We start from the raw sequence: 15,004 nt of genomic DNA, 5'->3' as shown, positions 1-15,004 counted from the left end.
AGGAAGTTTCATGCGTTTTTACCGCCCACTGGCACCGATACACGCTATTACGTTTGATCTTGATGATACGCTTTACGATAACGGGCCCGTTATTCGTCAGGCCGAGCAAGCCTTACGCACCCATATTGGTGAGCGTTATCCCCAAGCCGCGGCAATGACACCTCAAGACTGGCACAGCATCCGGCGTGATTTGATTGCGCAAACGCCCGAGCTGGCATCCGACATGGGCCAGCTACGCCTGCTGACCTTAAAGTCGGCATTACAACATGATGTGCACGGTGACCAACTCCATCGCGCTGCCACCGACTGTTTCGACTGCTTTTACAATGCCCGCAGCCAATTAACACTCTCTGATGAGGTCCACCAGGCATTAGCATCCCTTGCCGCGGAGGTACCGCTCGTGGGCATTACCAACGGCAATGTCGATGCCGATAAAATTGGTATTTCTGACTATTTTAAAACCATTTATCACGCCAGCCTGGCGCGCCCGATGAAGCCGGCCCGCGCCATGTTCGATGAGGCGGCCAGTGAACTTGGCTTATCTGCAAAGCGTATTCTTCATGTTGGCGACAACCTGATAAAAGACGTTTACGGCGCAATTAATGCCGGCTATCAGACCGCATGGTACGCGTGCAATCGTGATATGACGCTCAATCGGGAACCAGTTAAGGCATTGCCCCACGTCCAGCTGGACAACTTGTCAGAGCTGGTTTCACTACTTAAAAGATAACTACTTGCCAGAGATACACTCTGGTGATGCGTCGTTAGTAGCCAACCGGTAAGTCACTGCCGACATCATTTTGTGTCAGCTTCTGCACAGGCGTTTTTAGTTACTGTGGTTGAAAAGTGAGGGTTCGGATATATAAACGTTGTTCACTACAGCGATCGGCGTCTTTATGTTCAGGTATTCTCTTATTGTTTTTTTGCTCTGCATATTGTGCATTACCCCCACTGTCGTCACTGCCGCTACCGCACACCCTGAGCCATACCTTGAGAAGGAGGAAATACGGCATATTGTCGAAAATACAGTCGCCGCGCTGTCTCAGGAGTACCTGTTCGCAGAGCAAACTGACAAAGTCAAAGCCCGCCTGCAACACGAGCTCACCAGCGGAGAATTTACCCGCGGTTATCATTTCGGGCAATTTCGTCAGAAGTTTGAATCGATACTCGTAAACGGTACCAGCGACACCGGGTTTGAACTTCTGGAGAGGCGTCAGATGAGTGCGTTGCACAGAGAACCACTTCCTGCAGAGGACAATGCTATCGATTCTGAGCTGCTGTCAGAAAACATAGGTTATATAAAGCTACAGGGTGACTTTGTAAAAGCGGATCGCCGCAGCGACCTTGTGGATACGCTTTCGACGCTTCGTGATGTGGATGCTCTCATCATTGATTTGCGCGACGCAGGCGCAGCTTCCATGGATTTCGCGCAACAGCTGGTGAGCCCGTTTTTGCAGCCCGGTACCTTGATGGGAACCGTCTCGTTTAACGACCAACACGAGCCGGTTGAGTTGCTTGCTGACCCCGCGCCCGAACTCAGCGCGTTTGCTGGCAAAACGCCGGTATATATTCTCACCTCAGGCTTTGTCAGTGGCCCCTGGGAGTTTGTCAGCTACACCCTAAAACATCATGATGCAGCGGTTATTGTTGGCGATGACACGATGGGAATGAGCTACATGAAAAAAACCATACCGGTGAGTAATCACGCTGAGCTAACGCTTTATTATGCGCAGATTACCCATCCGTTAACGCAGGATAACTGGCAATACACCGGGGTATTTGCCGATTATCAGGTTAAGGCAGAAGACAGTCTTGAAACTGCTCTGAAGCTTGCCAGAGACCAATCCGGTGAGCAAGCGCTCCGATAAGTAAAGCCTGTGTTGTGCTCTCACTCACTTCCGACGTCGCCGGAACAGCAGTGCCCACTATGATTCGTTAACACCAGATTGCTAAATCCGGCTCAATACCAACACTTCGCGAGCGATATGATTCCGTCGTGACACGCTAGCCTGGCTGGTCGTCGTTGTCTTCCAGCACATTTTGCTTCATAGAATCGCAAGGTCTTGGACAACTCGGACGTCCCACAACTTTAGCCGGCACACCCACGACGGTGACATGCGGAGGCACACTGCTTAAGACCACACTACCGGCACCGACTTTCGAGCCTTCACCAATCTCAATATTACCCAGGATTTTAGCACCGGCTCCCACCAGCACTCCCTGTCGCACTTTCGGATGGCGATCGCCAGACTCATGCCCGGTGCCGCCCAGTGTGACACTTTGCAAAATCGATACATTGTCTTCCACCACCGCTGTCTCGCCGATGACAATACCAGTAGCATGGTCGAACATTACTCCCTTACCGATTTGTGCGGCAGGGTGAATGTCCACACCAAAAGTCTCGGAGTTACGACTTTGCAGGAACAACGCAAGCTGATGGCGACCATGTTGCCACAGATAATGCGCCATGCGATGCACCTGCACAGCATGAAAACCTTTAAAATGAATTAATGGCGTGAGGTAATCATTGACGGCGGCATCACGGCGATGCACGGCTTTGATATCTTCAATAGCAGCTTCTGTTATCGCCGGCTCCAGCAGGTACGCCTCATCGAAGACTTCACGGATAGCCAGCGCTGGCATGACATCGTCAGCCATTTTGTTAGACAGAATAAAGCTTAAACTCGACTCAAAATTATGATGGGTGAGTATGCAGGCGTGAATAAAGCTCGCAAGCAGCGGTTCGTTGTCAGCGACACGCTGTGCTTCCTGTTTTAAGGTCAGCCAGAAGTCTGTGGTATTGGAAAGAGCTTGCATAATGACAGTCCCGTGGAATAAATAAGTCGGACGCGTCTTCGAACAGTGGGGCTCACCGCGCATAATTCAAGAGCAGTAAAGCGTAACATATCATCACTGTTGAGATTGAGGGGGTTTGTACCCGACCAGCCTGAATTTTGATCACTTCGTCGATGACATCAACTGTCTTATGTCTGCCTTGACGATGCGACTTACCGATGTGGTCAGAAAAAACCGACAACGCCGGAGCTGCCGGCGCTGTCAAAGCCTCATACTGCCAGAGCAGGCTGCATCCGGGTCAACCGACTATGCAATAGTATGAGGTAAGCTGAAATCAACGTTGCAATGTCCGCTCGCTCAGGCGTACTGAAGTACCGTACGAATACTCTTTCCTTCATGCATCAACTCAAAAGCGTCGTTAATGTCATCCAGCGGCATCGTATGCGTAATGAAGTCACTCAGCTTGAATTCGCCATCCAGGTAGCGCTCAACATAATCTGGCAATTCACTGCGCCCTTTCACGCCACCAAAGGCGGTTCCGCGCCAAACGCGGCCCGTTACCAGTTGGAACGGACGGGTGGATATTTCCTGTCCGGCACCGGCCACGCCGATGATCACAGATTCTCCCCACCCTTTGTGGCAGCACTCCAGTGCAGAGCGCATCACATCGACATTACCGATACATTCAAAAGAGTAATCCACGCCGCCATCGGTCAACTCGACAATAACGTCCTGAATAGGCTTGTCGTAGTTTTTCGGATTAATGCAGTCAGTAGCGCCCAGCTTGGTTGCCAGGTCGAATTTACTTTCGTTAATATCAATGGCAATAATTCTTGATGCCCCCGCCATCGCGGCACCAATAATGGCACTTAAGCCAATGCCGCCAAGACCAAATACTGCCACTGAGTCGCCTTTTTCTACCTTAGCGGTATTCATTACCGCTCCCATACCGGTAGTCACACCGCAGCCCAGCAGACATACTTCTTCCAGAGGGGCTTTCTTATTAATCTTCGCCAGCGAGATTTCGGGTAGCACGGTGTATTCGGCAAAAGTCGAACAACCCATATAGTGATATATCGGTTTTCCGTCGATAGAAAAGCGGGTTGTGCCGTCTGGCATCAGCCCTTTGCCCTGTGTCTCGCGGATCTTTCCACACAGGTTGGTTTTGCCTGATTTGCAGAACTTACATTCACCACATTCCGGCGTATACAGCGGGATCACATGATCGCCTACTTCAAGCCCGGTAACGCCTTCACCTATAGACTCGACGATACCACCGCCCTCGTGGCCGAGAATGGAGGGGAAAATACCTTCCGGATCGTCACCAGAGAGCGTGAACGCGTCTGTGTGACAGACCCCTGATGCGATAACTTTAATGCGCACCTCACCGGCCTTTGGTGGCGCGACATCTACATTTTCTATTTTCAGCGGTTCGCCCGGTCCCCAGGCAACGGCCGCTCGACAGGTAATGGTTTTTGCTGACATTGCAATTTCTCCAAGGTGAGAAGGTAATGTCAGTATCCTACATTAGTGCACGAAAGCTGATAATATTTAAATTATAAATTCACTATTACTGTGGTGTAACAATGCAGAGTCATCATCCCTGGCAAGGGGTCGCAGAGTTTGTCGCCGTCGTGGAAGCCGGTTCCTTTACCGCCGCTGCGGGTCGCCTCAATATTTCGAATGCGCAGGTTAGCCGTCAGGTCAGTCAGTTAGAGCAGCGTCTTGGCATTCAGCTATTGCACCGCACAACCCGGCGCGTTCGGGTTTCTGAAGCAGGCGCACGCTACTACCAGCAGTGTCGGCAGCTTATTGATGGCTTTGAAGCCAGCGAACATGATTTAACGCAGCAGCAGTCAACGCCCAGAGGCAAACTACGCCTAACTGCACCAATTACGTTTGGCGAAAGGGTTCTCATGCCATTGCTTATCACCTTTCAGCAACGTTATCCGCAACTGCATCTGGACATTGAGCTGTCTAATGCACGCCTGGACCTGGTTGATGCCGGGCTGGATATGGCTATTCGTCTGGGAAGACTGGAAGACAGCCGGCTTCGTCACCGTAAGCTGGCCAGCCGCAATGTGTATACCTGTGCATCTGCCGCGTACCTCAGACAACACGGCACACCACACTCACTTGAATCGCTTAAACAGCATAACTGTCTGGTAGGCTCTTTGGGTTACTGGCGGTTTTCAATCAAAGGACAGGAAAAAGCACTTACCGTGACGGGCAGTCTTCGCTGTAACAGCGGTATCTCTTTGCGTGACTGTGCCCTTAACAACCTCGGCATTGTGCAATTGCCGGAAGAATACGTCGGCCCCTGCCTGGAAAACGGCACGCTAATCGAGATCCTCAGCGAATACCGCCCCGACAGTGAGGGGATCTGGGGGTTATACCCTCAAACCCGGTGGATAGCACCGGGAGTCAGTCTGATCCTGGATTATCTGGAGAAGGCGCTTCATGTGCAGCCGGAAGCGTGACCAGATCAACACAAACACAGGCACCACGAACACATCCGCGCATCTGCCCTCACCTCAGGTGAGCAACATCAGACACCACGCAATGAATCGTGTTACACCTTGGTGCCGCCTTGTTGTGGTTAATCCCAGTCTGGTGCAAAGTCAGGCGTCGCCTGTCGGTCCCCTTTGTTCAGGGCATCAATCCTGCTTACCTCTTCATCGGACAAGACCAACTCAGAGCCCTTATAGTTTGTCTCCAGATGCTCCCGTTTCGTCGACGACGGGATGGTAGCCATACCATGAGCCAGTTCCCACGCAATTACCACTTCAGCCGCAGAGACATTATGTGCCTGGGCAATGGCCTGAATGGTATCGTCCTGTAATACTTTTCCAACCGCGAAAGGCATATAAGCGGTAACGTGAATGCCCTTGTCGTTACAATAACTGCGCAGCTTTTCATTGATGAGATAAGGGTGCACCTCTACCTGATTAGTAGCAATTTCGCCTTCCCCCAGGATTGCGATAGCTTTCTCAAGATGATGGATAGTGAAGTTAGAAACACCTATTTTACGTGTAAGGCCCTGCTTTTTTGCCTTCGCCAACTCACCGAGATATTCTTCCATCGGCTCACCATTTGCCGGTGAGGGCCAGTGGATCAATAATAAATCCACACTGTTCATCTGCAGTTTCGCCAGGCTTTCCTTTACGCTGGGAATAAACTCTCTGACATTAAGCTTGTTATTCCAGACCTTGGTGGTAACAAACAACGAATTTCGACTAACATCGCTGTCTTGTATTGCTTTACCCACAGCGGCTTCATTACCATAAATCTGAGCAGTATCGATATGTCTGAAACCAATATCGAGTGCTGTCGTGACCGAGTCATTGCAAGCCTGGTCTTCCAGTCGAAATGTTCCCACGCCCAGTTCCGGCATGTTCATCAATGCAGTCATTTTGCCTCCTGATAAGATATCAACTAGGGATAAATTCCGATTAGGAAAAAAATAAGGGCGGCAAACGTCTTCCAAAGTGTCATCTACCTTGCTGAATAGACGTTCTAACGTCTACAGAAAAGCTCTGGGTGGCCTGTTGCAGCCCAGAGCGACAGTTTACACATGGTATTGTCGACGGCGCAGGTGGTCCGCATAAATTAGGCAGCCACCACAGCATCGGCTCTATCCGGCACGATGATCCGGCTACAGCTGTCGGTAAATCACCCGCATGTCAGCAACATACACCTGCGTTTCACCTGCATAGTGTGAGTCAACAGAGAGATAAACCCACGGGCCACCCTGACTGTCGCTGGAGTAGGAGAAAAAGTATTGCTCGTCATTGCGAATGATTTTGCGTTCCCAGACACCTGCTGTCGGATCCAGTTCGCACTCCGGTGTTGCAAGACCGATGTCGCCGACCAGAACGGTTTCGTCACTTAAGTGGTCCGCCGCATGGCTGTCACGGACACTCACCCGGTAGGTATTTTCAACAATAGTACGCTCTGGTTCTTGATTCAGCAGACCGGCTTTGACTTTTACATCTGTGGCGGGGTTGTCTTCATCACCATCGCACTCGCTGGAAACGTACGTAATAAGGTCAACCTCAAATGTTACTTCATAGTTATTTCCGGGTGTCATGATATCGAGGTTACGATGCGCTACGCCTTTGATATCCGCCGTATAGTTATCCCAATGGAATAATAACCCTTCACGATATTCGAAAGGTGATGGCATCACCTGAAGACCAACGTCAATCGCCGCATTCGCGTCATTGTCAACATCGTGGCCTACAGTAAACGCGGTGAAGTCATCAGCGTTGTCATCGAAAGTAAAGGAGACCGACTGCGGGCGATCGACTGGCTCGTCGGAGTAATCTTTAACACCACCTCCACAAGCAACCAGAGTCGTGCAGGCTAATACGCTGATAAAGGAAAAAGGATGTCGGGCAACCACAGTTTAGTCTCCGTAAAGTTCTCACGATAAATGTTAGGGAAACACTATAGATGGCGGCTAAAGACAAAGCTGTTAAAAATTGTAATGGCGCGCCTAAACGTACCTCTTTTCTCTTTATCCCTACTTTTACAACACGAAGGGGGAGTCATCATTGCCTGACCCGACGGGGTCTGGCCTGGCGCAGACAACAGGGGTAAGCCGGTTAGCGCCACGCTCGAGCACTCCGTCCCAATTGATGGGGCTTTTTCTGCTGCTCAACTGGCTAGCAACATCACCACACCAGTGGCGACTACTGTTTTACCAATAGTCCTGACATATCGCCGACAGCCTGCACGTTTTCAAACGTGGCTGCGGTATCGTGCAGCGGAAACGACAGAATAAGCTCATCAATTCCGGCAACATCGACAAACTCTGTAAGCTGCGCTTCAACTGACTCTGCCGTGCCTACCGCCGCATAACGAAGCGCGTGATTTACGCCACGGATCTCCATTTCATTCAGCTCAAGACGAATATCCTCAACCGGTTTGGGCATGGGTTTATTCGCCCCGCGACGCAAATTGCCAAACTGCTGTTGTACTGAAGTCAGCCTGCGCTTTGCTTCCGCGTCAGAGTCGGCAATTACCGCCATCGCTCCCGCCATCACATACGGCTTATCAAGCTGTGCCGATGGCTGAAAGTGCGCTTTATAAAGACTTATTGCATCCATCAGCGAGTCTGGAGCAAAATGCGATGCAAACGCGTAAGGCAGGCCCATTTTTGCTGCCAGCTGCGCCGAATAAAGGCTTGACCCCAGCAGCCACAGGGGCACATGGGAGCCGTTGCCGGGGATCGCAATCACATCACGTTCACTGTCGTTGTCACCCAGATAGTGTTGCAACTCGACGATATCCTGGGGGTAACGTCTGGCATCTTCTTCGATATCACGACGCAGCGCTCGTGCGGTTGCCATGTCAGTACCTGGTGCGCGGCCAAGGCCAAGATCCACACGTCCCGGAAACATGGCTTCCAGCGTACCGAACTGTTCGGCAATCACCATAGGTGGGTGATTTGGCAGCATCACGCCACCGGCACCAATTCGAATCTTGTCTGTCGCCTTACCTATCCCGGCCAACATCACGGCTGTCGCCGCACTTGCCACGCCTCGCATGCCATGATGCTCGGCCAGCCACACCCGATTAAATCCTTGCTTCTCTGCAATTAATGCCAGCGCCTGGCTTTTCTCCACCGCATCGCTGACTGTCTTACCCTCAGCGATATGGGCAAGGTCCAGTAGCGACACAGGAACGGGGTTTGACATAATACACTCCTAAATACGTACACCTCTGGCAATCGTAAAACTGCCGGATGATTAAATTCATTTGCCCAGATAACCTTTGCTGCGATGTCTGATTGACGACGCGAGATCTGGTAACAGACTGATAATTACAACATGCGACTGAGCAGAACAAGTCACAAGAGCATTAACGGATTATTTCTTACTAGCCTATTCCAAGACGGTATTAATCCGTAGGTGCCAGAAATCCTGCCACAAGCCTGTATAAATTCACAGTTCGCTGGCATAATAGCCCGATTTGCTGACAACATGACTCACAGGTAACGCGCGCTATGGATGTATCTTTACTGCTTGACGATCTCAACGACAAACAACGTGAAGCGGTGGCGGCCCCACAATCGAATATGCTGGTTCTGGCTGGTGCCGGAAGTGGGAAAACGCGGGTACTGGTGCACCGTATTGCGTGGCTGATGGAAGTAGAGAACATTGCGCCTTTTTCCATTCTGGCGGTGACGTTCACCAACAAAGCAGCCCGGGAAATGCGCGGTCGTATTGAGTCTCTTATGGGCCGCAGTCTGCATAACATGTGGATTGGCACTTTCCACGGCCTTGCGCACCGCTTATTACGCGCCCATCACGCCGAAGCCGGCTTGCCTGAAAATTTTCAGATACTGGACTCAGACGACCAGTATCGTCTGGTTCGCCGCATTTTAAAAGCGATGAACCTGGATGAAAAACACTGGGCACCGCGTCAAATACAGTGGTACATCAATGGCAATAAAGACGAAGGCCTGCGCCCGCAACATATTGAAACCCATGGCGATCATATCCAGCAAAAGATGCGCGATATCTACGCCGCCTATCAGGATGCCTGTGACCGGTCAGGTCTGGTAGATTTTGCCGAGCTGTTGCTGCGCGCACACGAACTATGGGCAAAAAATCCAGACGTGCTGGCTCATTACCAGCGTCGTTTCCGCGCGGTGTTGGTGGACGAGTTTCAGGACACCAACAACATCCAGTACGCATGGCTTCGCATGCTGTGTAACACTGACAACAACTCCATCATGATAGTGGGCGATGACGATCAGTCTATTTACGGCTGGCGTGGCGCGAATGTGGATAACATTCAACACTTTCTGAAAGATTTCGAACAGCCAACGACAATCCGTCTTGAGCAAAACTATCGTTCCACCGGGACTATTCTGAATGCTGCCAATGCCGTCATTGATAATAATCAGGGCCGGCTGGGTAAGGAGTTGTGGACCGATGGCAGCGACGGCGAGCCTATCTCTGTGTATGCCGGCTTTAATGAATTGGACGAAGCCCGCTTTATCGTCTCGCAAATCAAGAAATGGCTGAACGAAGGCAACGCGTTAAAAGACAGCGCCATTTTATACCGCAACAATGCCCAGTCGCGGGTATTGGAAGAAGCCTTACTCCACGAAGCCATAGCTTACCGCATCTACGGCGGCCTGCGCTTTTTTGAACGCCAGGAAATCAAGGACGCGCTGGGCTATTTGCGTATGATCAACCATCCGCATGATGATGCTGCGTTTGAGCGTGTGGTAAATACCCCAAGCCGGGGTATCGGAGAGAAAACCTTATCCCAAATCCGTGAAGCCGCCCGGGCGAACAACTGCTCGATGTGGCAGGCCGGACAGCTGCTTATCAACGAAAATGCGCTAAAAGGCCGGGCGCTGAATGCCTTGCAAAGCTTCTGTCTGCTAATTACTGAAATGGAGCAGAAGGTGCTTGATGAACCGCTGGAAGAACAGGCCGACATTGCTATCAAACAGTCCGGTCTTTATGCCATGTATCAGGCAGAACGCGGCGAAAAGGCGCAGGCGCGGCTGGAAAACTTAGAAGAACTGGTTACCGCGTGTAAGCAGTTCATTGTGCCCGAAGAAGCCGAAGAAATGACGCCGCTGTCCGCGTTTCTGGCCCATGCTTCACTGGAGGCAGGCGAAACGCAGGCCGATACCGACCAGGATGCCGTGCAGATGATGACCATTCATACCGCTAAAGGACTCGAGTTTCCGCTGGTATTTATGGCTGGTGTCGAGGAAGGCATGTTCCCCAGTCAGATGACCAACGATGAGCCGGGCAGAATGGAAGAAGAGCGTCGCCTGTGTTACGTAGGCATGACCCGTGCGATGCAAAAGCTGTTTATCACCTATGCCGAAACCCGCCGTGTGTATGGGCAGGACAAATACCACACGGCCTCTCGATTTATACGTGAAATACCCGATAGTTGTGTGGAAGAAGTGCGGCTTAAATCGACGGTGTCGCGACCGGTTCACAACCGCTTCTCTCGTTCGGCGTCTCACGAAGCGTTTGAACACAGCGGCTTTCAGCTAGGTCAGCGAGTGATGCACCGTAAATTCGGGGAAGGTGTGGTACTCAATTATGAAGGCTCTGGCGATCATGCCCGGGTGCAGGTGAACTTTGATGACTTTGGAAGTAAGTGGCTTGTACTGGCCTATGCTAAGCTAGAGTCATTATAGAAGAAGGTGAAAGCCATTATTCACCGAATTGCAGGACGTTAGGGCGTATGCAGCAAAAGGTGCTGGTCATAGAAGATAGTCAGGTTAGCCTGGAACTGATGTCTAAACTGGTGCGCAAAGCTGGGCTAAAACCAGTGGGCGCCCGCTCTCTGACCGAAGCTAAGTACAAATTCAAACAGGCAAATCCGGAAGAATTTCTGTGTGCAGTAGTAGGCTACCAGTTGCCCGATGAGCCGAAAGGTCAGGCGATCGACTTTGCTGTGAATGCGTATTTGCCAACGGTAGCCGTGACTAACGATGTGTCTGCTGCGACACGTCAGGCTGTTCTTGAGCGTGACGTAGTAGACTATGTCCCTAAAGAGAACGCGCAGATTTATGATTATCTCGCCCGCTTACTTGCCAGGCTGGATAAAAATAAACAAATTGGTGTTCTGGTTGTTCACCCAAAGCGCACGCCGCGCACGTTCATGACATCATTACTGCAGCGGCACAATTTCGCGACTATACAGGCTGCCACCGGAAAAGAAGCGATGATGGCGCTGGCCGAACATCCCAATATTAAACTGGTGATCACCGACAGTGCGCTTCCGGACGAGTCCGGCACCCGATTTATTGCAAACTTGCGTAAGGTATTCTCTAAAGAAGAGCTGGCCATCATTGGCATCGCCGATGGCGACAGTACATTGCTGTCTGCGCATTTTATCAAAAGTGGCGCAAATGACTTTTTGCGTCAGCCATTCTGCCATGAAGAATTTTTATGTCGGATTATGCAAAACGTCGAGTTAATCGAAAACGTGGAAGCCATTCGTAAAGCCGCCAATACCGATTACCTCACTGGCCTGCCGAATCGCCGCCATTTCTTCTATGCTGTGAACCTGGGCTACAAAAGCCTGCCCGCCGTACAGGCCCTGGCATTGCTGGATTTAGACCATTTTAAGCAGGTTAATGATACTTACGGACATGATGCCGGTGATGCCGTGTTAAAAACCGTTGGCGGGGTGATCGCCAGTGCCTTTGAAGATGTGGTGGTTGCGCGCTTTGGGGGTGAGGAGTTTTGCGTTTACCTGCCCGGCGTTTCGCCAGATATCGCATATCAGCGTATGGAGGCATTTCGCGATAAGGTGGCTATGCTGCCTGTTGCAATAGACACCGAAACGTCGATTAACATCACGGTGAGTATCGGGCTGACTTACCATCGCGCAAACAATATTGAAGCGCTGCTGACAGAAGCTGACCGCTTGCTGTATCAGGCGAAGCAAAAGGGCCGGAATCAGGTCTGCGCCGGCGACTAATCTGCTTAGTCTGCGCTGTCGCAATGCCAGTTGCAGTGGGCAACAGGCATTGCGAAAGTCATGTACCGGGGGGACTTCACTACTCAGGGGCAGCGTATCGTACCCGGCGCTGAATACGATAGGCGCGCAATGAGTCAAATGAGAAAATCGCCAGCGCCGTCCATACGAAACCAAACGTCACCAAGCGCGCCTCCTCCAGCGGTTCTCCATACAGATACACCGCCAGAAAGAACATCAGCGTGGGCCCGATATACTGGAAAAAGCCCAGTGTGGAGTACATTATCCGCCGGGCTGCCGCGGTAAAACATAGCAGTGGCGCGGTTGTCACAATACCGGCTGCAAGCAGCCACAGGTTCAGAGACATGTCGTTAGTAAGCATGTTGCTGTATTCGGAGGCAAAGAACACCCAGTAAATCAGGGCAAACGGCAGCATCATCAGCGTTTCAATGAAAAGCCCGGGCAAGGAGTCGACCGCCACCTGCTTACGTAATAACCCATAAATACTGAAGCTGGTTGCCAGTACCAGCGCTATCCACGGTACCTGCCCATATGAAAAAATCAGAATAGACACGCCCGCAATAGCCAGCAATACCGCGACTTTCTGAAACAGCCGCAGACGCTCCTGCAGGAACAGTCGTCCAAAAAAGATATTCAGTAAGGGGTTAATATAATAGCCAAGACTGGCATCAAGAATATGATCGTTATTGATTGCCCAGATGAACAGCAACCAGTTCGCCCCGAGCAAAATGCCCGCAGCAAACAGAATCAGCATCACTTTACGTGAGCGCAGTGCTGCCTTCACCTTGCCCCACTGGCGCTTACCCGCTATCAGGCCAACCAGAATGAGCGCCGACCACACCACCCGGTGCAGCAACACGTCCATCGCTGGCATAATTTGCAATTGCTTGAAATACAGTGGTGCAATACCCCACATGGTATATGCGGCGATTGCGCACATCACCCCAACCTGGGTTCGCTTTAACGCTTCCTGATCCTGACTCACGATGATTCCGGGTACTTAATTTCTGGGCGGCATTGTCTGAAATTACAGCTCGCCGGGCAATACGAATTCGTTATTAGCCATAGTAACAGGACGAATTCACAAAAGGCTGTACTGGCGTTTTCCGCGCCTGGGGCCCCATTTATTGTGCTTAGTTAGCGCTATCCGCAAACTACGGTGGAAAAAGCAGGCTTGCAGCGCAGCACTAACGACAGAATTCAGAGTCCTGTTGGCTGGCGGAATAACACTTCCATAAACTATCTGTCGGCGGCGCGTGCGAATGCATCACGCCGGTTATCACGTTTATGGTCGCTACAGTAAAAACAGTGTTCCCAGCCCCAGGAAAGCAACAAAGCCCACAATGTCTGTCACGGTGGTAAGAATCACCGAGCCGGATAAGGCCGGATCGATTTTCAGCTTATCCAGAATAACCGGCAAGAACACACCGGCCAGAGCAGCGCTGACAATATTCACCAGGATCGCCAGACATATCACAATGCCCAATATGGCATCGGTGAACCAGAAGTAGGCCACTATACCTATTACCATGGCCCAGATGATGCCGTTCACGCCGCCGACTTTCAGCTCTTTCACCATCAGCGCCCGGAAGTTGGCGCTGGTCACCTGCCCTAACGCAAGCCCCCGCACGATCAGGGTGAGCGTCTGACTACCGGCAATTCCGCCCATACTGGCCACTACCGGCATCAGCACCGCTAACGCCACGACCTGTTGCAAGGTGGCTTCAAACAAACCGATAAACCATGACGCCAGAAAAGCCGTCAATAAATTAATACCCAGCCATACAGCACGGTTTCGGGCACTTTTCGCCACTGGCGAGAACAAATCCTCGTCTTCATCCATACCGGCGGATGCCATCACCTGACGCTCATAAAACTCGTTTATTAGCTCGCCAGCTGACTGAATTTCCAGCCGGCCCAGTAGTTTGTTGTTTTCATCTACAACCGGCAACGACGCATACCCTGACCGCTGCACCTGCAGTGAGGCAGAGGTGCTCTCATCGTTACCTTTTAACACCGGGATATTTTCTTCGGTTAGCTCCACCAGCGGCACGTGTTCGGGCGCGCCAAATAAGCGAGTGAGTTTTACCGCCGCAGAAAACTGGCCCGAGCGATTCACCAGAAACACCGTGTCGCAGTGTTGCGGCACATTTCGACGGATGAGCCTGAGTCCTTCACGCACTTTGGCATTTAACGGCAGCACCAGCAGTTCGTGGCTTATCCAGTGCCCTACTTCATCGTCTTTAAACGCGGTGGCCTCGCGGAAAAATGCCTGCTGCTGTGCATCCAGGGCAGCGTAGGCTAAATCCACCAGCCGGGTTGGCAATGAGTCCAACAGTTCAAGTAAGTCTTCTGCATCGATGTCAGAGAAAATTGCAGCCCATTCATTATCCTGTACAACATCAATCAGGATTTCACGGGGGTCGCTTCGCATTTCGACCAGCACATCAAGCTTACGGTCACGGGGCAGGCCATCCCATACGGCGATACGACGCTCAACCGGTAACGATTCGAGCAGCGTCGCAATATACACATCATCCTGTCCTACCAGCGTGGTGAGTGTGGCAGCAGGATCATCGCCCGTTCCGTCAGAAACAAACTCTTCAATGAGATCCGGTAACGGTTCAGCCATGAGATACCTCCAGGGGAAAAATGTTGTATCCGACCAGTGGACAAAATGTGCAATCGCAGAGTCGGAACAGAAATAGCTACGCGA

General features: G+C 51.4%; 12 protein-coding genes. 5 read left to right on the top strand and 7 right to left on the bottom strand.

Annotated elements, in window-relative coordinates:
• The first annotated feature begins 10 nt into the window (after positions 1-10).
• Together ACLBLI_RS00930 and ACLBLI_RS00925 are read left to right on the top strand one after the other, a co-directional pair.
• Positions 11-730 carry an HAD-IA family hydrolase gene (locus ACLBLI_RS00930; protein WP_414829320.1) on the top strand — a complete coding sequence of 240 codons (720 nt, stop codon included), beginning with the start codon at positions 11-13 and terminating at the stop codon, positions 728-730.
• A 166-nt stretch (positions 731-896) separates the two neighbouring features.
• A complete protein-coding gene (locus tag ACLBLI_RS00925; protein ID WP_414829319.1) occupies positions 897-1,868 on the top strand; it encodes a S41 family peptidase in 972 nt (323 codons plus the stop codon).
• Between the two features lie 136 nt (positions 1,869-2,004).
• Here the strand turns inward: ACLBLI_RS00925 and cysE are convergent, their stop codons facing one another.
• Positions 2,005-2,817: a serine O-acetyltransferase gene (gene cysE / locus ACLBLI_RS00920; protein WP_414829318.1), complete on the bottom strand. Its 813-nt coding sequence runs from the start codon at positions 2,815-2,817 to the stop codon at positions 2,005-2,007.
• Positions 2,818-3,153: 336 nt separating this feature from the next.
• Positions 3,154-4,281, bottom strand: a complete 1,128-nt coding sequence (locus ACLBLI_RS00915; protein WP_414829317.1) for an S-(hydroxymethyl)glutathione dehydrogenase/class III alcohol dehydrogenase — start codon at positions 4,279-4,281, stop codon at positions 3,154-3,156.
• A gap of 101 nt (positions 4,282-4,382) precedes the next feature.
• On the opposite strand from ACLBLI_RS00915, the gene ACLBLI_RS00910 reads away from it, so the two are divergent.
• Positions 4,383-5,276 carry a LysR substrate-binding domain-containing protein gene (locus ACLBLI_RS00910; RefSeq protein ID WP_414829316.1) on the top strand — a complete coding sequence of 298 codons (894 nt, stop codon included), beginning with the start codon at positions 4,383-4,385 and terminating at the stop codon, positions 5,274-5,276.
• 119 nt (positions 5,277-5,395) lie between these two features.
• On the opposite strand, the gene dkgB is transcribed toward ACLBLI_RS00910, so the two are convergent.
• The 3 genes from dkgB to ACLBLI_RS00895 form a co-directional block, all read right to left on the bottom strand.
• Positions 5,396-6,208 (bottom strand): 2,5-didehydrogluconate reductase DkgB, encoded by an 813-nt coding sequence (gene dkgB, locus ACLBLI_RS00905; protein ID WP_414829315.1) that lies wholly within the window; start codon positions 6,206-6,208, stop codon positions 5,396-5,398.
• A gap of 243 nt (positions 6,209-6,451) precedes the next feature.
• Positions 6,452-7,201 (bottom strand): hypothetical protein, encoded by a 750-nt coding sequence (locus tag ACLBLI_RS00900; protein ID WP_414829314.1) that lies wholly within the window; start codon positions 7,199-7,201, stop codon positions 6,452-6,454.
• A 289-nt stretch (positions 7,202-7,490) separates the two neighbouring features.
• The gene (locus tag ACLBLI_RS00895; RefSeq protein ID WP_414829313.1) at positions 7,491-8,498 is read right to left on the bottom strand and encodes an LLM class flavin-dependent oxidoreductase; all 1,008 of its coding nucleotides are present in this window, start codon (positions 8,496-8,498) and stop codon (positions 7,491-7,493) included.
• Positions 8,499-8,806: 308 nt separating this feature from the next.
• On the opposite strand from ACLBLI_RS00895, the gene uvrD reads away from it, so the two are divergent.
• Positions 8,807-10,978, top strand: a complete 2,172-nt coding sequence (gene uvrD / locus ACLBLI_RS00890) for a DNA helicase II (RefSeq protein WP_414829312.1) — start codon at positions 8,807-8,809, stop codon at positions 10,976-10,978.
• Between the two features lie 47 nt (positions 10,979-11,025).
• Complete coding sequence (locus ACLBLI_RS00885) at positions 11,026-12,270, top strand: diguanylate cyclase (protein WP_414829311.1); 1,245 nt, start codon at positions 11,026-11,028, stop codon at positions 12,268-12,270.
• A 79-nt stretch (positions 12,271-12,349) separates the two neighbouring features.
• Here the strand turns inward: ACLBLI_RS00885 and rarD are convergent, their stop codons facing one another.
• Positions 12,350-13,228, bottom strand: coding sequence for an EamA family transporter RarD (rarD, locus tag ACLBLI_RS00880; RefSeq protein WP_414830872.1), 879 nt, complete (start codon positions 13,226-13,228; stop codon positions 12,350-12,352).
• A 354-nt stretch (positions 13,229-13,582) separates the two neighbouring features.
• Positions 13,583-14,920, bottom strand: coding sequence for a magnesium transporter (locus ACLBLI_RS00875; RefSeq protein WP_414829310.1), 1,338 nt, complete (start codon positions 14,918-14,920; stop codon positions 13,583-13,585).
• Positions 14,921-15,004: the final 84 nt, after the last annotated feature.

The organism is Alteromonas sp. H39, assembly GCF_047556435.1.
Classification (GTDB): domain Bacteria; phylum Pseudomonadota; class Gammaproteobacteria; order Enterobacterales; family Alteromonadaceae; genus Alteromonas.
This window is presented reverse-complemented; position numbering and strand designations above follow the sequence as displayed.